The following is a 21758-nucleotide window of genomic DNA, read 5'->3' as shown; positions in this document are numbered from 1 at the left end:
ATCCTTTGCATGAGCAACAACTTCACGGATCTGATCCTGCGTATAATAGCCCCCATGAGGGGTTTTATTGATCTGGTTTGCCGCTTTGTTAAATTGGGTGGCCTCGCGCCAGGCACCGATTTCAGTAAGCCGGGGATATTTTTTGATCTCAATACGCCAGCCATGATCTTCTGTTAAATGCCAGTGAAAGGTGTTCATTTTATGCATGGCCATATCATCAATATATTTCTTGATGAAGTCAACCGAATAAAAATATCGGCCTACATCAAGCATTAATCCCCGCCACTCAAAACGGGGCTTGTCTGCAATAACCATACAGGGAATTAATGCTTTGATAAATGATCCCCCTGTTTTTAAAGGAACCAGCTGAAGCAGCGATTGCATACCGTAAAAAATACCGTTAGGCGCCTGCGCGGTTATCGTAATGCCATTTTTTTGAACAGAAAGTATATATCCTTCCGTACCTAAAGTATCAGGTGCATTTTTTAAAGTAAGGTGGATAGAATTTCTCCTGGGCATAGTTTTATCATTATCGAGGGCCACTGTTAAATTACTCTGCTGCTTTAAACGCCCGGTAAATATTTCAGCAACTTTTTCTAATTCAGGGCTATTTGCATCAGTGTAAATTGTAGTTTTATTGGAAATCACAAAACTATCCTTAAACACTGTTATAGAGGAGGGGCGTGGAATGATCGATATCCCGGTTGCCGTTTGTGCATGAACATGGTTTAACATTACACTTAAAAATAATGTCACCTTTATTATTTTCATCATATTTTTGGTAGCAATAAGGTCTCGGATAAATCTGCCTTTTCTAAGTTTAACATATTATTATGACTTGATTTTCTTAGGAATAATTCTCTGAACCTCCAGATCACAAATCACGGTAGTATAAGGCTGTAGCTTACGGTAAAGCCCCCCACCATAGGCTCTGCTGGAATGGATAATCAGCATGGCTTTGGTACCTGCCGGAAATAATCCTGCAGCCTCCCCGAAGCCTGAAAGCTGAGTACCGGATAGGACGGGAACTCTAGATGGAACATATTTTCTGCTTGCACGATATATTCCGGCCTTTTTAGCGGAGTCTGTTAAAGTTGTTTCAAATATTTTCCCCGTCAACGTTCTTGCTGTATAGTTAACAATTACCGTATCACCTACTGAAGGTTTAGTTCCAGATCCATCTTTTACAATAACATAATCCAGGCCGGGAGAACGCTGTAAAGATTTTATTTTTCGCGAAGCCATATAAGCCCTGATATTTGATCCCTCTGCGCTTTTTGCCTTTTCCGCTTCCCTTTTTTTGAGCGCCTCGATATTAACATTAAACAAACTGTCATTAAGATCACCCCTGGCTACAACTTCATTAACCCGCACATAATAGATCCGGTATTTATCTGTGGAAATCGTGTCCTTAACATGGCCTGTTTTTCTTAAGGAGTCCAGACTTATTTTAATTATAGCACTGTCGCCCTCCGTTAAATGGCCTAAGGCATCAAAAAAATCTCCCTTAAAATATGGTTTTTCGCGAAACACCAGGGTTGGACGATAATCGTAATCATATGAACCCGATATCAGTCTTCCATCTTCGGTCTTCTCTGCATAAGTAATGGAAGCAAAGTCGTCTTCTTTAATCTCCGGTCCTTCGCGGTCTTCAATTATTGTGATCAGCCCGTTGCCAACTTGCTTTTTTCCACCGCATGCTGCCAGGGATATTGCAAATAATATTGTAACGTACAGCTTATTAATTTTACCCATTTCGCCTGTTTATTTATTTACTTATTGGTGATGAAGCATCATGACCTTATAGCCTGGGCCACAAGATCATGATGACTTCATATTAATTGTGTTGATCAAGGAAAGAAGAATTTCCTGATATGGTATGGTAAATTCAGTATTTTATCCCCGCTGGCACCCATTACCTTTGTGGTAACTGTTCCATTGTTATACATGTAAAGGGTGTTATTAGATGGCCGATAGATGGCAGGCTGTATTTTGCCAGCTCCGAAATAATCACCTGGCGCCGGAATATCACCAGCAAAAGGCGTCAAGAGCGGGCCATAAGTGTTAACTCCTCTAACATGCCAGACACCGGTTGCTGGCCTATATACACAGATATCGGTAATGCCGTCGCCACTATAGTCACTCGGAACAGGAATATCCCCGATCAAAGCACCCCAGTAAATAGTCGACTGGTCTTTAATATACCATTTGCCGTCGCCGGTGCCCTGAGCATTTATCGGGCGGAAAATGGCGATATCAACCTTGCCATCCCCATTATAATCGGCCGGTACTGGGATGTCACCAATCAATGCGCCCCAGTAAATAGTCGCCTGGTCTTTAATATACCAATTACCGTCACCGGTGCCCTGGGCATTCATCGGACGGAAAATAGCAATATCAGCCCTCCCATCGCCATTATAATCGGCTGGTACTGGGATATCACCAATCAATGCGCCCCAGTTAATAGGCGATAAACCGACAATATGCCAGCTGCCATTACCTGTGCCTCCAGAAGTTATCGGGCGAAAAACTGCGCGCTCGGTCCGACCGTCGCCATTGTAGTCATTTGGAACTGGAAAGTCTCCTGCTGCTCCATAAGATATATTTGACATCCCATCGATCTTCCAGGTACCTGCATTAAAGAATCCAAGTTCCGTTTCCCCGTCATTGTCGAAGTCTTCTTTTCGCGAGGTTGTATAACTACGAAACAAAGGATGTACGTAAACGCTATTGGAATCAACTTCATAGATGTTGTTAAAAGGTGAATATGTTATTGTTGTTAAAAGATCGTTGTTAGTCGAGAATTTCATAAGACGCATTTTCCCATTACCACCATCAAAACGAGCCTGGTAATCCGACAAATAGGTTTTGATGGTCTGTCCATTATAGGTATCTCTTCTGAATGCTTCACCGTGTCCGGCATGATGACCATTCAGCATTAAAAAAACATTTTTCCGGCTTTTTAAGCGGTCATAGATACGTCGTCCCTGGTCACTAAAATCACCTGAATTGACAATTGCAGTATGACTTACTATGATGGCTTTCCGGTTGGAATAAGTTCCCAAAAGATTATATGCCCAGGTGTTCATGTTCCCATTAGTATCTTCATAAGGGATATCGTTATCGTATTCAATATAAATTACAATAAAATCTGTTCCTCCTGCGCTGAAAAGATCGTAATGACTATCGTTGCTATTGCTGCCGCTTCCGGCCATATTACCCCCGTAATAAGTTCTGCCTGCGAAATGAGATCGTCCGAAGTATTGATTAAACTTAGTAGTTGTTCCTGTAAGCGGCTGTCCATAGGGTGTTTGATCGTGATTACCAACTGCCAATCCATAAGGAATGCCGTTGGGAAGGCCTGTAGCCGGTGTTTCCAGTGAATAATAGGCATTAGAAGCACGGACCCATTCATTTGCTACATCGTTGCCATGATCTACAATGTCGCCCAGTCCTATTACATAAACAATATTAGAATCTACCCGGTTGCTTTTGATCCAGTTTATCTGTGAAGTGAACATGGCCATTGTTCCCCCATTCTGCTCCGAGGTATAATACTGGGTGTCGGGGATAACGGCGATCATAAAATCCGGGCCCGTACCAAGACTTGTCATTTGGGTACCAACATCAGCTGTAGCATTGGGGCTGCTTTTTCCCTCGGCATCTTCCACATTTTCAAATTTCTTACAACTCGAAATCAGGATAATAATTGAAAAAAAATAGGAAAATATCTTTTTACTCATTGAGGGAGAATCTATATATCTTCCTGCTGATTTTTTGAAAAGTTTATTCGTACATTTTTTATACATTCTCATTGGTTTGGTTTTATACAGTACGCTTCTTGCTTCGAAACTTTAAGCTTCTGTGCTTAATAGATTTATTTCCTGGCTGTTGCAAAACTTCACCCAACTGCCTTTAACAAGGGCTGGTTGTTTCTTTCCAATGCCTCTCTTTCAGAGATTTTATCATATTCTAAAATTTAAGGTTATCAGTCAACTTGGTAAGTTGCTCTTACCCAAATTTAAATAATGATACTTTTTCATTTTAATGCATTTATATCTATAAATGATACTATATTCTAAAAATGAAAGGAAAACAAGCTTGCTACCTATCCCGGGCATCTATAGGCCATATATCAGATAACGAATGATTGATAACGACATAAGCCTGGTCGTACAAGGCCACTGTGGGACAAATATGTATGGGGACTACATAAAACAAATCGCCGATCCGATACCGATGCCTCTCTCCTACCTCAATCACCATATGTTCTTCGCTTTGACTGCAAGGTGATAGGCGTGGTGCATTTAAGAACCACACCCGATTTTGCAGGTCATTTTCAGATGATACAGATTTATATCCTAGGTCGATGCAGATCTTGCTGGCATCAGGCATAGAAACAATCCTGCAAATGAGCACTGCAGCAAATAAAAAATCCTGGTCTGGAATGGTATCATGGTAACCTTTGTCCCAGAAAATAAAAGTACCGGGGCTACACTCTACATTTTTTCTTCTGGAGTGAATTTGAAAAGTAGGTGATCCTCCGGCGATGAGTAATGGATAGGGGAATCCCTGCTTATTTATACGCTCCCTCAGTTGTTCTACTGCTTCAAAATCCGCATTGCAATGCTGAACCCTTTCTGGCAAATCTACCTCTCTGATATGGCCATCATAAGCATGAAAACCCATTACCTTTATTCCTGTTAATGGTAGTACGGTAATAAACAAATCATAAGCTGGTCCTGGTTTAATTCCTGTACGGTTCATACCCACATTAAGATCGATATAAACAGGTATGATCAACTTGTTTTCCTGCGCTAGCTCAGCGATCATCAGTGCAGATTGAAGGTTGTCAATAAGACAGGAATATAAAGTTTCAGGGTAAGCACGAATCAGTTGCAGCAACCTTTCCATCTTCTGTCTGGTAGGCTGATAGGCCAGCAAAGCATCTTTAGCCCCACATTCTCCAAGCATTTTAGCTTCGGTAATTGTAGCGCATTTAAACTTATCGATGCCATTCATGATCAGCAATTTTGTAGCTTCAGCTGATTTATGCGTTTTTACATGAGGCCGCAACATATCTGAACAAGAAACCATTTCCTTTAGCTTTGCAATATTTTGCTTTATCCTATCGGGATATATGATCAATGCTGGTGTATCGAGATGATCCTCCTGATTAAACCGATACCACTCATATTGTTCTCCCTTCATTTTTCTATGTTAAGTCGCTGATTTGAAACCTCATTTATCAACTGCAACAACCGTTCTTTAACAATTGCTTCTGACCCTTTTTTTAGCTTACTGCTACGACAACGCCAGGTTTCATATCCTCCTCGTTCGATTTCGTGCGCCGGTGGAACATAACCAACTGCCCCATTAGCCAGGCCTATCGAAAAATAATGTTCTACAGGACTATTTTCTTTAAGCCATAAACCTGTTTCAGCGAAAAATTCTCCTGCAAGTGCGCCAATAACTCCCTCACCAATTCTTATCGCTTGTATAGGTAAGATTTCTTCATCCGGTCCATCATTAAGTAATACCTGCTCCCGGGCATATATTTTTTTCATTGTGTCCGGATCTACTACTTTGATATTTTCAAAATCATAAGCACTCAGTATTTTTTTTGCAGCATCCAATTCCTGAATGGAGGGCTTGTTAACAGGCAGGAACAATTCTGCATAAGCCGTCAGCAGCATTGGTCTCCTATCCCATTTCAAATCTCCCAAAGATTCAGCAACTTTGTTAGCAAGGTCCTTCGCAATTAACCGGGTTTTTCCGAAGTCCTCTTTAGGATAACGGTTCTGATCAAGGAAATCCCATATATTGGCTTCTCCACTTGTACCGTTAGACATCATACCAACAAATTCATCTCCCGCACCCAATGCATTTTTAACCTGCTCAGAGAATTCACCAAAATAATCTGCAGATATAATTCCTGAACCAAAATCACCCACATAGTGCAGTGAATAATTGGCAAGCAGGCTAATCCATTGATCGTCAACATCTTTAACTGCGAGATAGCATAATTCTGTATCCATTTTAGCAACAGGGGCCAAAATCTGTTCTTCTACTCCAAATGGGTTGGTTTTCACCTGATCTACATTACCGGTAACCGGATTATGGGCCTGATAACCTTCTTTCATAAAGTAGCGTCTGCACAAAATATGCTCCGGCACCTCAACCTTGCCAAAGGCAATCTTGGCGGGTACCAATGCTTCAATTGCCGCAAACACAGATCGTTTTATCAACCCAGGCAATTTACGCGTATAAGGAAGATCGGCAGCACCAAGCAGTAAATCGGTCACCGCACCAGCCGAATGGCTATGGGTACAGCAAAACAAAAAATTTTTATGGGGTATACCTGTCTTTTTAGCCAGCTCTTTTCTGATGGGACGCAGAAAGTCGTCCTGCATGTAACAGATATCAACAACAACCATTACAATGGTTTCCGTTCCGCTTTTTAAAGCCAAGGCCTTAGCATATAGCCTGTCGTGAATGGTATGCGCAAAGTGAGTGATAAAATCACCGTTAATACGGGTGCCCAATGGAGGAGTGATGTCTATGCGTGCCGCACCGGCAAAAAATTGTTCAGCCTTCATGATGATTATTATTAATTTAAGACCAGGCTTTTCTTAAAAACCGCAGCCAGTTTTTATGAAAGATATTTTCAATGTCAAGCGGAGTATAACCTCTTCTTTCCAGAATGCCTTCATATTTTTGAAGATCGGCAATAGAATTCAGATCCCATGGAGATTGTTCTGTTCCAAATATACCATCAAGATCACTTCCTATGGCAATATGTTCCGTATTTCCAGCTATCTGACAAATGTGGTCCCAATGGTCTACCAGGTGTTCAAGCCGGATATCCAATTGCCATGGGTCAGAAATGGTATCGATAAAACGGATGTCCATTGCCCAGCAATCGAGCATACCACCTATAACAGCCCCCCTGTTGATCAGCAATTTTATTTGTTCATCGGTAAGCTGCCGCTGGTTAGGTACGATTTTTCGGACATTGTGATGGCTTGCCCAGATCGGCCCTTGATAAAGATCCATTGCCTGGATAAAACCCTGATCAGTTAAATGTGTGATGTCAAGAATCAGGTTAAGAGCATTCATTTCTTTAAGCAGCTCCAACCCTTTTGAGGTTAAAGGTCCTTCCATTTTTGTACCGGGTGCATATCTTCCAGGACCAAAATGCGCCAATCCCAATGCCCTTAAACCATAGGTATGTGCAGCATGCAGATAATCAATGTCAACCAACGAGTCTGCACCTTCCAGACTAAGAATATAGCCAACAGGTTTGTGATCATCTGCCACAGTAGGATCATCCCATAAGGCCAGGTGCGCATCCAACTGATTTAAATTAGTTATTTTTACCATTTCTCCCAACTTTTCCATTTCATGGTACCAGCAAAGCTGCGCCTGGGTAGTGGCCCATGCCTGTTGTGGAGAATTCCAGCCCGAAAGGGCACTGCCTGGAGGCGTATACCTGGCTAGCTGCGTGGCAACCACCAAACCGACACGACCTTTTCTGAGTTCGGGCAGACATACCGTTCCCTTGCCTCTGTCGGGTCTATCTTTCATAAACATCTCCCGCTGTCTGATTTCCGACAAGGGCCTGCTGAGGTCTCTGTTCCATTCCAGCGCATTCATGGACAGATCTAAATGTGCGTCAACAATAAATGGCTTCTGCATGGCTTAGTAATTGAAAGGATATTTTTGTATGATATCCTGAATCTGGTAGCTAAACTCTTCCATGGTTCGCCGCCAGTTGTTTACCGACGCAGATGAATAGGAATAAAAGCCTCTTTTGTTTGCAATCCCCAGCCCCCCGGACTCTAGAATTTGTTTAAAGAATTCAGGAATCTCCTGGCCTTTGGAGAGATCGGGATTTAAATCTTTCATCACCATACCATAGGCATATGTACCCATAAGGTCCATATACCTGCAGTTTCCAGAAAAAGGCAGGTAATAACCAGCATCGTTTCTACAGGCACGATCTATGTCATCTACAGAGGCGTAGCCATTATCAACCAAAAAAGAGGCCTCCCGCGCCATAGCACTAATCAGTCGGCTCCTTATTCCGTTGCTGTGGACGACCAATGGATCTTTACCCCAGTTGGCTTTTGCAAACTGACAAAGTTCCTCAGCCAAGTCAACCGATTGTTCGGAAGTGATAATTTCGAGGAAAAGTGTAGTATGTGCAGGTATCGTCCAGTTTAGACCTATAATCTTGTGATTGCAACCTGATTGCAGTCTATCCAATGAAATACTTTCTGAATTGATGGCGATTGGTATGTCTGTATCTATAACCTGCCCCAGTTTTTGAATTAAGTCCATTTTAACCTCCAGATCTTCCGGCGTAAGCGCAATAACCATGTTGAATTTAACCTGTGCAGGAAGTTCATTCACAACATTCAGTGCGTCCAAATCAGAAATATGATAATTATTTCGTTTTTGAGAAGCTACATGCATTTTAAAAAGCTGAGTAAATGTAGTTTCATTTTCAGTATATACGCAAAGTTTATGACCGGCATTAAGCAAGCATAACGCAACACTGGCCGTTAAATCATCATTTCCTATTAATAAAATAGAATCAGTTTTTCCAATTATACAATCCATAAATTTCTTTTCCACGACTTGTCTTATTAACTAATGATCTAATTTTTTTAAAACTTTTTCTATTTTACCGATGGCAAAATTGATATCTTCAGCTGTATGAACCGCACTGATATAACACAGTCCCCGACCTATAATACGTATCCCCTGATCGTGCATACCAGCAATAAACTTTCCTAGTTTGACTTTATCGCATGCTAACGTACCTCTAAAATCGCTTATTTTTTTCTGCTCTGTAAAAGAGATGTTAAACATTGGTCCCGGCCCTTGCACAAGCAGCTGATGTCCGGTCAGCTTCGCAGCTTTACGGATGCCGTCCATCATTTCTTTTCCGAGCTTAAACATCCGCTCATAGGGCCGTTCTTTTTCCAGCACATCAATCGTGGCCAGTGCCGCAGCTACAGTGGCATTGCTGGAATTCATCGTACCCGCATGGATCACCTTTGCTTCTTCTATAAGCTTCATCCATGTCTTTTTACCAGTAATGACACTGATCGGATAACCACTTCCTATGGCCTTAGCAAAGATGGATAAGTCTGGTTGAATATGAAAAAATTGCTGTGCGCCTCCCAGGGAAAGTCTGAAACCGGTAATCACCTCATCCAGTATGAACGTAATGTTATAAGTATCACATAGTTCACGGATCGTTTGCAAAAAACCATCTTCTGGCTGGATACAACCATTGTTACACATTATTGGCTCGGTAATGACTGCGGCAAGTTCATGGTGGTGGGCCTCAATTGTTTTCTTCAGCAGTTCTTTATCATTCCATGGGATAATAATAAACTCATCCCTCGTATTTTCAGCAAGTCCTCCGGTCCATGGAAATGCATTTGGCGTAGCTCTGCTGCCCAGGGCTTCTTCAGAAGGTGCAGATATTCCCCAGCATACATTGTCCAGCCAGCCATGATAATGTCCTTCAAAACGAAGAAATTTCTGTTTGCCTGTTTTCGCCCTGGCAATCCGGAATGCCGTATGCACCGCTTCAGAACCATCCAGACAAAAGCGCATCAGTTCTGCAGCTGGTATCAACTGATTGATTTTCTCCGCCAGTTCAATTTCCAGAATATGCTGACCAGCAAACAGCTGTCCCTGTTCTGAATATTCGCTAACGGCTTTTAATACTTCGGGATGAGAATGCCCAAGAATCAACGGTCCCTGACTTAAAGTAAAGTCAAGATATTCATTATCGTCAACATCATATATCCGGCTACCTTTACCATATTTATAAAATAGCGCATGCGGGTGATTATATTTCCTAAATTCTGATGAGACACCGCTAGCGAGAACCTTTTTTGCCCTTTCAAGCAATGCGGCAGATTTTTGATAACTTCTGTTTTCCATTATAGATTGCGTTTCTAATATTATACCAGTGCTTTTTCAATATCCAGTATAGGATCCGGATATCGTGCTGCGAGCCGGAGGATCTCCTCGTTAAATGCAAAAAAAGCACGTTCCCAATCTTTGGCCTCCTGGTCGGTATAGGAATATAAGCCCTTGAGATTTTGAATGCCCCTCCCATTTATCTCCACTATATTTTGCATAACTGTGGGTACTTTATCTGAATTTGACAACTGCGGAAACAGGTTCTTAAATATCACTGCCTGATCTTTAAGCCCGGTATAATCTATTCTCCGAAACAGCCCCATCAAAGTGATCCAGGAACCTACGTCATAGCGAAATACTTTATCTGCATCATCCATATTGGTTTTACCACTTTCAATCAGACTAAAAATCTCCCTATATACCGCATACATCAGTCGATTGGTAATGAATCCCCTGGTGTCTTTTTTTAAAAGTGTGGGTTCTTTACGCCAGTGATGTGCCAGATTGAAGGCCCATTCTGCATAAACCTTATCTGTTTCTTCACCACAGGTGATCTCCATAAACCTGGTGGCATATGCTGGTTCAGCCCAATGGACACCAATAAACCGTTCAGGACCTGTTACCAGTTTTTGAAGTTCAGTAATGGTAATAGCCGATGTGTTTGATGCAATCACAGTATTGGCAGGTACCACATCCGTAATTCTTCGATAAACCTGCGCTTTAATCTTACTATCCTCAATCACGCATTCCAGCACCAGGCTACACGTTTTTAAATTGTTATAATCTTCGCTGATGTCCAGACGATCGAGGCAAGCGTCTACTGTCTCTTTCATTAAACTGGCTTGCAAGCAAGCTTTCAGCTGTTGAGTTATTCTGTCTTTTGCGCCTTCAAGATCTGCAAATATAGGGGCAATTGCTTTTACTATATGACCAGATGAAAGCAAGGCAACAATAATGCTGCTACCCATCAGACCAATACCAACTACTCCAACGGGAATGTCAGCAGGATTTAGTTTTATGCTGTCCATTAAATGCCATCCGGGATTTTAACAATGCAGTCTATTTCAACTTTAAGGTTTTCTGCCAATACCGACTGAACTGTAGTACGGGCTGGTTTAACACCATTAAAATACGTAGCATATACTTTATTGTAGCGATCAAAGTCATTGATATCTGCCAGGTGAGCAGTGCATTTTACCACATCATCCATTGTTGCTCCCGCAGCCTCAATGATCGCTTTCAGGTTATCCATAGTTCTCCCGGTTTCCTCTTCTATCGTTCCCAAAAGAAACCTCGAATCTTTAAAACTTACGGAAGCTTGTCCACTTACAAAAAGAAACCCATTGACTACTACTCCGTCAGAATATGCTCCTGTATCAAATCCTTGTTGACGATCAGGATGAGCGATTTTTTGCTTATTCATAAATCATGATATTTATTAACTCAAAAGTACTTTGCAGGTTATTGGTTTTCTATTACTTTCCTATGGAATTATAGTATTATTTTTCAATTTCTACTATAGTACCAGCAATATGTCGTGTACCATGAGTAACTTATTTTGGTTAAGTAGAACTGCCCCAAGGATAACCAAGATCACCGCCCCCTCCATCAGTTCTCAACACTACTTCAACTGCAGTTTTAAAGTCCGTACATTCTGCATTTAATATTTTTGCACGAATTCCGTAGGGTTGATGCCTGTATCCATAGGTAAGCAATACTCTATTGTCTGGCAATCTTAGGCAAGATAGCTATTTGGATCTAGGTGGTTGGTATGTTTTTCGCCTATTAGTCGCCTTTCAAGCGCACGGCGGAATGCGACAACAATAGTTCCTTCTTTCTTCCTTATTACTGAAGGAAAAGCTAAGTGAAAGAGTGTGTCTTTATAAATGATAACATCTTTTATTTTTTTAATACCGGGATTAGAGCTGGCGGTACTGTCCTGGCCCACTGCAACATCGTTAATTAAAAAAATCATTAAACAGAGCAACTGGATGTTGCAAAATCCAATTGCTCTAAATTTCAAAAGAAAGGTCTGTATCATCTGTATTATAAAATTACTTATTTTTAATTTCAACATACTTCTAAATTAGTCATGATCAGATTAAGATTATCTACTTTTGTTTATAATCTCAATACTATTTTACTGAAATAGTACCAATCAACATGGCGGATTGTTTATATCAATTTTTATATAATTATGATACTATCTTTCACATTCAAGTCTGATTAATATATTTATTATTATTATACTAACATTGTATTATCATTTAACACATCATGAAGGTAATTGAACAACGGCTTCCAAGAGATTTTGATAAATCCTTTGTTGTTTTTCGGGAAAAAGGTCAATACTTCCCTTGCCCCTGGCATTTCCATCCGGAGTATGAACTTGTGTTGATTTTACGTTCAACAGGACGCAGAATGGTAGGAGATCATATCGGTTATTTTGAAGAGGGTGATCTGGTATTTATGGGCGCTGGTATTCCACACGTATGGGTTAATGATGATGAATTTATAAATGGAAAGGCTAACCATGAGGCTGATGCAATAGTAATCCATTTTGTGGAAAGCTTTCTTGGCGAAAAGTTTTTAAATATTCCTGAAATGGAGAACTTTAAAAACATTCTGCATTTATCTTCCAGGGGGATGGCCCTGCAAGGAGATACAAGTTTTAGAATAAACAATTTGATGAGAGAGATGTTAACTATGACCGGATTAAAACGCCTTTCAGCACTTTTCGACATTTTTGACCTGCTGGCAAAAACTACGGAATATGAATTGCTGGCAAGCCCCGGTTATATGCAAAGAAATGAGTTGAAAGCAACAGACAGATTTGGCAAAGTCACTGAATATATCATGAAGAACTTTGATAAAGAGATTACGCTTACTGAAGTTGCGTCCGTAGCAAACATGGCAGTAACTACCTTTTGCAATTTCTTTAAAGACCAATTCAGGGTAACTTTCGTAGAATACCTGAACACCATACGTATAGGCTATGCCTGTAAATTGTTGGCCGATGAAGATCAGAATATCGTTAGAATTGCCTATGAAAGCGGTTTTAAAAATCTTGCAAATTTCAACCGTCAGTTTAAGCGTTTCAAAAATATGACGCCGAGCCAATATCGAAAGACAATCTTATCCTGATGCTGTAATTTAGTTATCGATCCAGGGAAATACGACATGTCCAGCCACCACCTGCAGTCATTTCAGCAGAAAGTATATCTCCATACTTTAGCTTTTTACGGCTAATCCGATAATCACTTCCAACCCTGGCAGCGTTAACCCCATCAGCGATGATCTCTGCCGAATACGAACTGCCAGGAGTTAAAAAATCTAATTTTAAAACCAGGTTTTTCGGATTCCATCCTGTCATAGCACCAACAAACCATGTATCACCTTTTCTGCGGGCAACAGCCAGATAACTCCCAGTTTCACCATTTAATGGTACAGTCTGATCCCATACCGTAGGTACGGCAGCTACAAAACTTAATATTCCGGGCTCTTTTTCGTAGGCAGATGGTGCGTCAGAAATCATCTGTAGGGGCGCATAATATACCGTGTACATGGCCAGTTGATGCGCAAGCGTGCCCTGACTCATTGGACGGTCAAAGATCTGTTTCCAATCCGCTTTATTGTAATTCTGCATGGCTCCTGGGGTATAATCCATGCCACCTGCAAACATTCTGATGAAAGGGATGGTAACATCGTGATCAGGAGAGGTACCTGCAGTATCAAACTTATTCCATTCAAGGCCCTTAACTCCCTCCACATTAATATTATTAGGGTATGTTCTGGCCATTCCTGTAGGATGATATGCACCATGATAATTGATCAGTAATCTCCTTTTTGCGGCCTCTTTTAATAAACGTTCATGAAACTCCACAACTACCTGGTCATCCCGATCCATGAAATCAACCTTTAACCCGGCTACTCCCCAGCTCTGAAAAACGTCAAGTGCCTCAACCATTTGTTTGTCCAGAACATGCCATACGCACCAAAGTATAATACCGACATTTTTTTTTCGGGCATATTCCATCAAGGCGTTGATATCTAGTTTATCAGCAAGCTTCATAAGATTGTATTGGTTGCTCCAGCCCTCATCCAGATTGATGTATTCTATTTTATTGGCTGCAGCAAAATCTATCAGGTGTTTATAAGTTTCGGTATTAAAACCTGTTTTAAAATTTACCCCCGTGAGATTTAAGGAATTCCACCAATCCCAGACTACTTTGCCAGGCTTTATCCAGGAATTATCTTCTATTCTGGATTCCGATGCCAGAAGATAGACGAGCTGATTGTTGAGTATATTTTTGTCATTAGCTTCAAAAGCTATAATACGCCATGGAAAACTTCTTTTACCGTTTGTCTTTGCAATGAATTTCTCGACTTCTAACACAATAAGGTTAAAGTTCTTCAATCCACCCTCTGCAACTTTTTTTGGATATGCAGCGTGTTCTCCTACCAGTGAATTGGTTTTATCCGATGATTTAATAGTTAAACAAGGAAAATTGAGTACGTCAGATTCATGAATAAGGATATTTATCTTGTCCTCACTTTTAATTAGCAAGGGCAAGCTTGAATAGTCAGGTTTTATTTTATCTGATAGGTGTTGAAGTCTGTAATTGCTTTCTGACAGTAAAGGGTGAAAATAGGCCTGATAATTACCAGCAAAATTAAATTCACTTTCTTCTGATAAAATCCGTATTTCTTTACCTATATCGGACATAAACCGGTAAGCAAACCCCTCATTATACAATCGGAATAAAACCGAATAATTCCCTTTGCATTTCAGCTCCAGCTCGTTATAATTTTCTTTAAGCTGACTTGTTATCCCGTAAAGGGGATAAATCACCTTATCTACCCTGTTTATTTTTGTGGATTGGACAGCTACATTTTTTCCCAATACCACTCCGGCATCCAATGTCAAGGAAATCCGAGAGGGGTTTAGGTATTGCTTGTTTTTATAAAAAAGTTCATAGCTTATCGTTTTGCCAACAGTAATTTTAGCCCTTATTTGCCGATCTGGTGATTGAAAGACAAAATCCTTTGCCTTACCGGAAGTCATACTCATAAAAAACAGGCCGGAAATTATTAAGAAAATTTTATTCATGTTTTTATTTATTTGAGTTTATGCATTTAGTCCACCATCCATGAGAATATTTTCTCCATTGATATAGGCGCCAGCCTCAGAAGCCAGCAGGACAATCAAACCTTTGATATCATCATTATTAGCCATTCGTCTTAAGGGGACCTTTTTCGTGTAATTTTCTAAAAAGCGCTCAGGCTGATTGTTGAACAAACCTCCTGGACTGATACAGTTTACACGGATGTTTTTCCCGCTATAATTCTGGGCCATAAAACGTGTCAGATTAATCAATCCTGCATTGTGAAAGAAATAATCGGGTGGAAGGCTTTTGCCCATATCTGTTCCTTCATAATTCGAATAATCAGGCCCAAACATTCCCATCATTGAACTGATATTGATGAGGCTGCCACCCTCTTCATTTTTTGAGATCAGATCACCCATCTCGCGTAGAATATCCATCATTCCTGTGGCGTTAACCCGCATGGATTCTGCGAATTGTTCAATCGGAGCATCGTAACTCTTCATAGGACGAGATACAGAATTATTGACAAAACCGTTCAGTTTACCAAATTTCATGATAATGGATTGTTTTAGGGCGACTATTGAGTCATGGTTTGACTGGTCTACCACCAGCGCATGTACATCTAAACCCGCCGATTGAAAATCTTCAGCTACCTTTTCCAGATGCTCCTGATTACGTGATGCAATTATAACCGTTGCCCCTGCTTCTCCAAGTCCTTCTGCAATACACTTTCCATAATTACCGGCTCCCCCGGTTACCAGGATAATTTTCCCGGTAAGATCAAACAATTGTTTAACGTTCATTTTATTTTATAAATATTATTTTACCCCCCTGTTTTAAACTCTCTTCTCCGGCAATGATGGTTTTAATGATCTGCTCAGTTTTAGAAAAGTCGAGTCTTGGCTTACCTTCTTCAACTGATCTGATGAACTCAATGATATTATCACGAAACATCGCGTAAGAATTTTTTATCTCAACAAGTCTCCAGCTCCGCTGACCAAACAGAGATACCTGAAAAGTACCAGAGATATCCATAAACAGGTTAACGACAACTTGTAGCCCTCCTTCAAAATTAATGGTCACAATAGCGCCGTTTTCATTACCTGTATTTACAACACTTAATGGAATGGGATCATTCATTATCGAAAATATAGCTTCTAACATATGAACACCATATTTAATCCAATCTTTTTTACCTACAGCCGTGATCAGTTCGATCTTCCCAAGCGAGGAGAGTTCGGCCTTAGCAGTCATGCATTCCCCTGCATATCTCATGGAGGAACAGGACATAATGAACTTCCCTTTTGCTACCTCTGCAGCAATATATTGAAGATCATCAAGGTTACTACATAATGGTTTATCAATAAATAGAGGAATGCCAGCATCAATAAATGGCGCCGCCATTTCTCTATGATTTTCGGCATCATCTCTTGCCAGAATAACTGCATCGACTGCCGCTATCATTTGCCCTGGGTTTTCTACGATGCATTCTATCCCTGCACTCCTGGCGATTTGTTGTGAAAGTGCCTTATCCTGTGTTAATATATGGGTTACCCTTGCCCCCGATAAGCCCAAAGTAGCCTGATTGGCATACAGATAATCTGCAACAGCCGGAAAGCCAAGCTCTTGAACCACCTTACCATTATACGTCCCATTTATTATCGCCGACCATGACGATGGATGCGCATTTCCAGGACTCATCCCAATTATACCTATCTTAATCATTCTATTCTCTTTAATCCATTATTTCAGCCAACCCAAACGGTCCCATTTCGGTAAATCCAGAAACTCAGGGTCAGGATAAGCAAGCAATGTTGCGCTCTCCAATTCATCCTGATTTAAAAGTTTTCCGGATACAGTTTGTATAGCTTTGTCTAAATAAGCAGGACGATCTATTCCAACAAGTACTGCAGATATTCCTGAAAATGACAGCGCAAATTTGGTTGCCAATGAAGATAGCTCTTGGATGCCCTCAGATAACAGTTTTTTATATTTTTCAATATGCGATTCCACGTTGTACAGCGCTGGATGTAAATTTCTACCCTTATCGCTCAATACTCCCTTCATCAGTACTGACCGTATAACAATTCCAGCACCCGACGTTTCAGCCAACTTAAAATTGCTGGCTTGTCGTTGGTCCATCAGGTTAAATGGAAGCTGTATCAAATCCCAGCCCTTTTCTATAGAAACACGTGTTTCTTCTTCACTGTAAGTAGACGAGCCAATAGCGCGGATTTTACCTGATTGTTTTAGTTTCTTAAAAATGCTGATCACATCCGTATTTTCCAGAATTTGTAAATCCGCCTGGTGCAGCATAAAAACATCGACATAATCTGTTTTCAAATGGATTAAGCTTTCCTGCAATGAATCCTCAATAATTGCTTTCAGTTTTGCATAAGGAGGTATACTGCCATCTTCTTGCTTAAAATGTCTGCATTTTGTGGCCAGCACAACGTTGTCCCGCATCCCTTCAAAGGCCTCTCCCATAATCGATTCACTTTCTCCGTACAAACGAGCTGTATCAAAAAAATTGATTCCCTTATCCAAAGCCTTACGCAAAAGAGCCACGGCCTCAGCTTTTGATAACATATCTGTATGGTTATTTACGCCAATGCCATATGGGATCCCAATTTCTACACCGCCAAAAGCAATTTCAGAAACCTCAATCCCTGTCCTTCCCAACTCTCTTTTCTTCATCTTATATTTCAATACGGTTTTCCAGGACTTAGCTTTCCACTTGATTGATCTGCGCTTGACTTGGCAAATCGATCTATCAAGCCCTTACAATATGTACTCAAGCCCACTACATCGGCACCAACATTCACAAAACGGTAACCCATTTCCAGGAAACTATCCAAACTGTCAATGCTTCCGGAAGTTGCGGCAATTTTCCCGTATTTGTTAGCTACTTCTGCCACCAGTTTACGCGCTTCTATCAATCTCGGATGGCCCCATTCTCCGGGAGCTCCAATCCCCTGACTAAAATCACCTGGCCCAAAAAACAATCCGTCAACGCCATCCAATGCTGCTATGGCATCAATATCTGGTAAAACCTCAGGATCTTCAATCTGAAGTATTACAAATTTTTGCTCATTAGAATCCCTCAGATATGCGTGAAAATCCATATTTGTGTATGCTCCATCTGCACTTCCGCCATCAATAGCTCTTTTGCCAACAGGGTAAAAACGCGTCATTTGTACCACTTGCTTCGCTTCTTCAAGATTCATAATGTGCGGTACAAGTATCCCTGCAGCATCCATTTCAAGTGGTTTTACATAACCACTATAACTACCTCTTGGTACACGGACCATTACATCTACATCGCGAGACTTTGCTGCCCATATCTGTGCGTTCAAAACCGACCAATCCTGTGCCAGGTGTTCCTGATCTATCCATAAACAGTCAAAACCAGCAATCGCAGCAATCTCAGCGGCTTGTCCATCACCGATATTTACCTTCAGGCAACTTGCTGAATTTCCTGATCTAAGTTTCGCCAATACCCGGCTCGTTCTCATCTTCATATATTGAAATATTTCTTTATTACTTGTTGCTTTCAGCAGCATTCAGGCTGTCTTCGACAATTTGTCTACCTTTTATTTTAAGAATACCATATGCCGCCGCAGCCCTCGCATCCGGATCTTCTTCACTTTCCAAAATATCCATCAACACAGGTAATTGTTCTTCTTCTCCTTTTTCTGCGAATGCCTGCGACAAGTCTATGCGTTGACTGGCGCTATATTTTTTTGCCCCCTTGACCAGTATTTTTTTAATTTCGGCAAGTATATCCTGATTTGCATCGGTTGGTGCAGTTACCAGTACAGTCGCCAGCAATGTGACGTATAACTCTTCTTTTGGATCTATAGTCAAAATAACCGAAGCTAATTTTTGCCATTGCTCCAGATTAAGTCCTTTCGACTGTCGCAATACAAATGCACTAATGCGGCGGATAGTCAGATCAGAATCTCTCAATGCCTTATCCAAAAACTCATCTTTATTTTTACAGATTTGTCCATTAACATCCACTGCACTGGCCCATAAGGCGTATGTTTGCAGATTCCGATCAGGTGACTTCAGGGTATATGCAGTTTCTTCCGGAAAAAGATCAGCAACGGGCTGCTTCAATTTCGCCAGTGTTTCTGTAGCATGAGTACGATCTGGACCATCCAGATCGGTATAGGCCTGGTAAATTTTATCCATCCACATTTTTTTAAGTAAAGGATCTGCCTCAGCCTGAGCCAAAACCCTCCAGATCACCACCCGATATTTAGGTTCTGCAGAGTACAGGTGTTCCTCCTCAAGAAACTCTTTCAGTGCAGCATTCCTATGCCCCGTCCATATTAAATATTCTGCTGCGTGGGCCTTTACGAATTTTTCGCTTTTTAAAAGGATTGAATTTAGTTCTGCAAGTGCTTTTTTTTCTTCAGGCGAAGGAACCGTGATTTCCATGTAAGCAATATTAAGGAAAGTAATTATAGTGAGGAATAAGTTTAACAACATGAGTTCAAGAGTTTAAGTATCGATTGATCTTTCAACATCCTTCTTTACCAGATACAAAAGCCCCGCGCAAATAACCATTGTAAAAGATGCGATCTTAAAGAGCAGTGACATATCAACATGTGCATCACGCAATGCACCGCTGGCATATATCCCAAGACCTCCTACTATACAGGCAAACATATTCAGCACCCCGTATCCAGTAGCAATATACCGTTTATTAACGACCATGCACAACACAGGCATCAGATTTGTATCACTGAACACCCTGGTAAGCGCATACACCATAAATCCACCAACAGTAATGTAGAGCATATCAGTACTACTGGCAATGAACACCGCAGGGGCTGCCACACATAGGCCAATAATTGGAACAAATATCCGCGACTTATTATTTCTTTTACTCCATCTGTCGGCCAGGTAACCGCCAAGTACTACGCCTACCATACTTAAAGGGTATATATAGCCCGTTGCATATATCCCTGCGTTGGTTTGCGACAAATTAAAATGCTCCTTATAGTAAGTAGGTAACCATCCAAGTATCATCCAGCCAATAACCCCCAAAAGTCCCCAGAATATCAATAAAATAGAAAATGATTTTTTTGAAAAAAGATTTTTTAAGGCAGTAGCAAAACTGAGTTGCGGAGTATGCTCTGGTGATAACTCAGAAGTATTCATTGCCAGAGCATTTGATTTCGCGTCTTTCAAGAGGAAGAATAAAATAACAGCATAAAAAATGCCTACACCTCCAAACACTGTAAATGCATCATTCCATTTGTAAGTTTCAGCAATCCAGCCGCCCAGAAAGCCCAGACTCTGTCCAATCATTACACCTGCCATATGTATTCCTATGGCTAGGGAACGTGTGCTTCCTTTATGGTAATCAGAAATCAGTGCAAGGGCTGCAGGTATATAGCAAGCTTCACTTAACCCCATTAATGCCCTGGTAGCTAGTAATTCTTCAAAAGTGGTAGCATGCGCAGTAAGCCAGGTCACAACAGACCAGATAAATAAACTAAAAATAATTACACGGCTCCTGCTAAAGCGATCGGCCAGGTATCCGGCTATTGGACTAAGCAAACCATATACCCACAAGAACACTGAGGTTAATAAACCAAATTGCGCATCTGTCATTGGTACAGAATCAATTATAGATTCCCGCATTGTTGTGATCATCACACGGTCCAGATAATTGAGGCACCCTACTATGCAAAGCAAACCAACAACCAACCAGGCACCAAATGCCGGTTTTTCATAATTCGTAATGGTAGCTTGGTGGTCTGATAATGTCATATGGTATTTTTAGCATGGGTGATAGTTCAAATATATATTTTAGTATATGTATTGAATGCTACTTTATTTTACAATTGTGGTATTATTTAATAGATAAGTCCTTTATTTGTTTAGGGCATCCCATACCCATAGAAAAAAACACCTTGTATTAATTCTTTGACAAGCTGTTTGGATTTAACAATTCGCAGGAAGAAATTATTGTTTCGGATATTTTAAAGGAGGTCCTAAATAAATTCTGGGTACATCTATATTTACCTGAGTTGCTACGTAATAAAATATATTCCAAACGCCATATTCGGATCATAAGTTTACCGTCACGCATCACCTTTGAAGAAAAGGACTATACTTACATTTTTTTAACAAAGTCGATTAAAAAAGAAACAGATTCAATTCGGATCAACCTAAATGGCGAGGAATATGAGCTTAACCATAGGTTGAAAGGTGAATGGTCTACTGCTGACGGAACGGTTAACAACAAACCTGGATTGCTGGTGGCCATAGCTAACTATTAAACTTCGCTACTATTTCCGAAGTTGATATATCTTAATAAATGGCTATTTCTAAAACCCCCTCAGGTGCATAATTAGAATACCCTCCAGTTGGATTATTATTTAAGAAATACGTTTTGTATAGCTTTCCATCTTGTAAAACCTCAACTTTTATCCCAAAGGAGCGATTTTCGGTAGTTATCTTTTTATACTTAAAATAACCTCTCATCCCTGATAATATCCTATCAGACCTAAATTTATTAACCAGATTAGTTGGCTTAAAATCAGCCGGAATTCTTGCTTTAGTATAATAATCCTCAAATTGATATCTATATGGATTTTCTTCATTCCTATCTTGCCTGCCTAATAACGTAATGTTATGTTCGTATCCTTCGAATGCTCTGTCTAAATAAGTTACATTAATTAC

22 protein-coding genes are annotated in these 21758 nt (G+C 40.6%); 2 read left to right on the top strand and 20 right to left on the bottom strand.

Annotation, left to right across the window (positions count from 1 at the left end):
- From R2Q85_RS24230 to R2Q85_RS24175, 12 genes are all read right to left on the bottom strand, one after another.
- Positions 1-774 (bottom strand): beta-N-acetylhexosaminidase (locus R2Q85_RS24230; protein WP_316814395.1); only part of this gene is annotated, 774 nt, incomplete at its 3' end.
- Positions 775-831: 57 nt separating this feature from the next.
- A complete protein-coding gene (locus tag R2Q85_RS24225) occupies positions 832-1755 on the bottom strand; it encodes an FKBP-type peptidyl-prolyl cis-trans isomerase (RefSeq protein ID WP_316814394.1) in 924 nt (307 codons plus the stop codon).
- A gap of 95 nt (positions 1756-1850) precedes the next feature.
- A complete protein-coding gene (locus R2Q85_RS24220) occupies positions 1851-3743 on the bottom strand; it encodes a metallophosphoesterase (protein ID WP_316814393.1) in 1893 nt (630 codons plus the stop codon).
- A gap of 361 nt (positions 3744-4104) precedes the next feature.
- On the bottom strand, positions 4105-5211 hold the full coding sequence (locus R2Q85_RS24215; RefSeq protein WP_316814392.1) for a D-TA family PLP-dependent enzyme: 1107 nt from the start codon (positions 5209-5211) through the stop codon (positions 4105-4107).
- Entirely contained in the window at positions 5208-6599 is a 1392-nt protein-coding gene (locus R2Q85_RS24210; RefSeq protein ID WP_316814391.1) for a hypothetical protein, read from the bottom strand. The genes R2Q85_RS24215 and R2Q85_RS24210 overlap by 4 nt, the downstream gene beginning before the upstream one ends.
- Positions 6600-6615: 16 nt before the next feature.
- Positions 6616-7698: a dipeptidase gene (locus R2Q85_RS24205; RefSeq protein ID WP_316814390.1), complete on the bottom strand. Its 1083-nt coding sequence runs from the start codon at positions 7696-7698 to the stop codon at positions 6616-6618.
- Positions 7699-7701: 3 nt separating this feature from the next.
- Positions 7702-8640 (bottom strand): 3-hydroxyacyl-CoA dehydrogenase NAD-binding domain-containing protein, encoded by a 939-nt coding sequence (locus R2Q85_RS24200; RefSeq protein WP_316814389.1) that lies wholly within the window; start codon positions 8638-8640, stop codon positions 7702-7704.
- A gap of 15 nt (positions 8641-8655) precedes the next feature.
- A complete protein-coding gene (locus tag R2Q85_RS24195) occupies positions 8656-9966 on the bottom strand; it encodes an aspartate aminotransferase family protein (RefSeq protein ID WP_316814388.1) in 1311 nt (436 codons plus the stop codon).
- A gap of 20 nt (positions 9967-9986) precedes the next feature.
- Positions 9987-10976, bottom strand: a complete 990-nt coding sequence (locus R2Q85_RS24190; RefSeq protein ID WP_316814387.1) for a 3-hydroxyacyl-CoA dehydrogenase family protein — start codon at positions 10974-10976, stop codon at positions 9987-9989.
- Positions 10976-11371: a Rid family detoxifying hydrolase gene (locus tag R2Q85_RS24185; protein WP_316814386.1), complete on the bottom strand. Its 396-nt coding sequence runs from the start codon at positions 11369-11371 to the stop codon at positions 10976-10978. Before R2Q85_RS24185 ends, R2Q85_RS24190 begins: the two co-directional genes overlap by 1 nt.
- Positions 11372-11510: 139 nt before the next feature.
- Complete coding sequence (locus tag R2Q85_RS24180) at positions 11511-11681, bottom strand: hypothetical protein (RefSeq protein ID WP_316814385.1); 171 nt, start codon at positions 11679-11681, stop codon at positions 11511-11513.
- Positions 11682-11683: 2 nt separating this feature from the next.
- A complete protein-coding gene (locus tag R2Q85_RS24175; protein WP_316814384.1) occupies positions 11684-12025 on the bottom strand; it encodes a hypothetical protein in 342 nt (113 codons plus the stop codon).
- A 200-nt stretch (positions 12026-12225) separates the two neighbouring features.
- On the opposite strand from R2Q85_RS24175, the gene R2Q85_RS24170 reads away from it, so the two are divergent.
- Positions 12226-13092 (top strand): AraC family transcriptional regulator, encoded by an 867-nt coding sequence (locus R2Q85_RS24170; RefSeq protein ID WP_316814383.1) that lies wholly within the window; start codon positions 12226-12228, stop codon positions 13090-13092.
- Between the two features lie 13 nt (positions 13093-13105).
- Here the strand turns inward: R2Q85_RS24170 and R2Q85_RS24165 are convergent, their stop codons facing one another.
- From R2Q85_RS24165 to R2Q85_RS24135, 7 genes are all read right to left on the bottom strand, one after another.
- Positions 13106-15058 (bottom strand): glycoside hydrolase family 97 protein, encoded by a 1953-nt coding sequence (locus R2Q85_RS24165; RefSeq protein WP_316814382.1) that lies wholly within the window; start codon positions 15056-15058, stop codon positions 13106-13108.
- A gap of 18 nt (positions 15059-15076) precedes the next feature.
- Positions 15077-15859, bottom strand: a complete 783-nt coding sequence (locus R2Q85_RS24160) for an SDR family oxidoreductase (RefSeq protein ID WP_316814381.1) — start codon at positions 15857-15859, stop codon at positions 15077-15079.
- A 1-nt stretch (position 15860) separates the two neighbouring features.
- A complete protein-coding gene (locus tag R2Q85_RS24155) occupies positions 15861-16781 on the bottom strand; it encodes a Gfo/Idh/MocA family protein (protein ID WP_316814380.1) in 921 nt (306 codons plus the stop codon).
- A gap of 18 nt (positions 16782-16799) precedes the next feature.
- The gene (locus R2Q85_RS24150; protein WP_316814379.1) at positions 16800-17753 is read right to left on the bottom strand and encodes an aldo/keto reductase; all 954 of its coding nucleotides are present in this window, start codon (positions 17751-17753) and stop codon (positions 16800-16802) included.
- A gap of 8 nt (positions 17754-17761) precedes the next feature.
- Complete coding sequence (locus R2Q85_RS24145; protein WP_316814378.1) at positions 17762-18577, bottom strand: HpcH/HpaI aldolase family protein; 816 nt, start codon at positions 18575-18577, stop codon at positions 17762-17764.
- Positions 18578-18596: 19 nt separating this feature from the next.
- Positions 18597-19502, bottom strand: a complete 906-nt coding sequence (locus tag R2Q85_RS24140) for a hypothetical protein (protein ID WP_316814377.1) — start codon at positions 19500-19502, stop codon at positions 18597-18599.
- Positions 19503-19565: 63 nt separating this feature from the next.
- Positions 19566-20843, bottom strand: a complete 1278-nt coding sequence (locus R2Q85_RS24135; protein WP_316814376.1) for an MFS transporter — start codon at positions 20841-20843, stop codon at positions 19566-19568.
- A gap of 260 nt (positions 20844-21103) precedes the next feature.
- Here R2Q85_RS24135 and R2Q85_RS24130 point away from each other — a divergent pair, with 260 nt between their 5' ends.
- Positions 21104-21355, top strand: a complete 252-nt coding sequence (locus R2Q85_RS24130; RefSeq protein ID WP_316814375.1) for a hypothetical protein — start codon at positions 21104-21106, stop codon at positions 21353-21355.
- Between the two features lie 31 nt (positions 21356-21386).
- Here R2Q85_RS24130 and R2Q85_RS24125 read toward each other — a convergent pair.
- Positions 21387-21758, bottom strand: a 372-nt coding sequence (locus R2Q85_RS24125; RefSeq protein ID WP_316814374.1) for a hypothetical protein, incomplete at its 5' end; no start/stop codon positions are given.

Source organism: Pedobacter heparinus (genome assembly GCF_032678725.1).
GTDB classification, from domain to species: domain Bacteria; phylum Bacteroidota; class Bacteroidia; order Sphingobacteriales; family Sphingobacteriaceae; genus Pedobacter; species Pedobacter heparinus_A.
Note: the sequence above shows the minus strand (reverse complement) of the source record. Positions and strands in the feature narration are given on the sequence as shown.

What these genes read in the sequence shown, in the direction of transcription:
- R2Q85_RS24225 (WP_316814394.1), bottom strand. Translation starts at nt 1,755, where the DNA reads ATGGGTAAAATTAATAAGCTGTACGTTACAATATTATTTGCAATATCC.
- R2Q85_RS24220 (WP_316814393.1), bottom strand. Translation starts at nt 3,743, where the DNA reads ATGAGTAAAAAGATATTTTCCTATTTTTTTTCAATTATTATCCTGATT.
- R2Q85_RS24215 (WP_316814392.1), bottom strand. Translation starts at nt 5,211, where the DNA reads ATGAAGGGAGAACAATATGAGTGGTATCGGTTTAATCAGGAGGATCAT.
- R2Q85_RS24210 (WP_316814391.1), bottom strand. Translation starts at nt 6,599, where the DNA reads ATGAAGGCTGAACAATTTTTTGCCGGTGCGGCACGCATAGACATCACT.
- R2Q85_RS24205 (WP_316814390.1), bottom strand. Translation starts at nt 7,698, where the DNA reads ATGCAGAAGCCATTTATTGTTGACGCACATTTAGATCTGTCCATGAAT.
- R2Q85_RS24195 (WP_316814388.1), bottom strand. Translation starts at nt 9,966, where the DNA reads ATGGAAAACAGAAGTTATCAAAAATCTGCCGCATTGCTTGAAAGGGCA.
- R2Q85_RS24190 (WP_316814387.1), bottom strand. Translation starts at nt 10,976, where the DNA reads ATGGACAGCATAAAACTAAATCCTGCTGACATTCCCGTTGGAGTAGTT.
- R2Q85_RS24185 (WP_316814386.1), bottom strand. Translation starts at nt 11,371, where the DNA reads ATGAATAAGCAAAAAATCGCTCATCCTGATCGTCAACAAGGATTTGAT.
- R2Q85_RS24175 (WP_316814384.1), bottom strand. Translation starts at nt 12,025, where the DNA reads ATGTTGAAATTAAAAATAAGTAATTTTATAATACAGATGATACAGACC.
- R2Q85_RS24170 (WP_316814383.1), top strand. Translation starts at nt 12,226, where the DNA reads ATGAAGGTAATTGAACAACGGCTTCCAAGAGATTTTGATAAATCCTTT.
- R2Q85_RS24165 (WP_316814382.1), bottom strand. Translation starts at nt 15,058, where the DNA reads ATGAATAAAATTTTCTTAATAATTTCCGGCCTGTTTTTTATGAGTATG.
- R2Q85_RS24160 (WP_316814381.1), bottom strand. Translation starts at nt 15,859, where the DNA reads ATGAACGTTAAACAATTGTTTGATCTTACCGGGAAAATTATCCTGGTA.
- R2Q85_RS24155 (WP_316814380.1), bottom strand. Translation starts at nt 16,781, where the DNA reads ATGATTAAGATAGGTATAATTGGGATGAGTCCTGGAAATGCGCATCCA.
- R2Q85_RS24150 (WP_316814379.1), bottom strand. Translation starts at nt 17,753, where the DNA reads ATGAAGAAAAGAGAGTTGGGAAGGACAGGGATTGAGGTTTCTGAAATT.
- R2Q85_RS24145 (WP_316814378.1), bottom strand. Translation starts at nt 18,577, where the DNA reads ATGAAGATGAGAACGAGCCGGGTATTGGCGAAACTTAGATCAGGAAAT.
- R2Q85_RS24140 (WP_316814377.1), bottom strand. Translation starts at nt 19,502, where the DNA reads ATGGAAATCACGGTTCCTTCGCCTGAAGAAAAAAAAGCACTTGCAGAA.
- R2Q85_RS24135 (WP_316814376.1), bottom strand. Translation starts at nt 20,843, where the DNA reads ATGACATTATCAGACCACCAAGCTACCATTACGAATTATGAAAAACCG.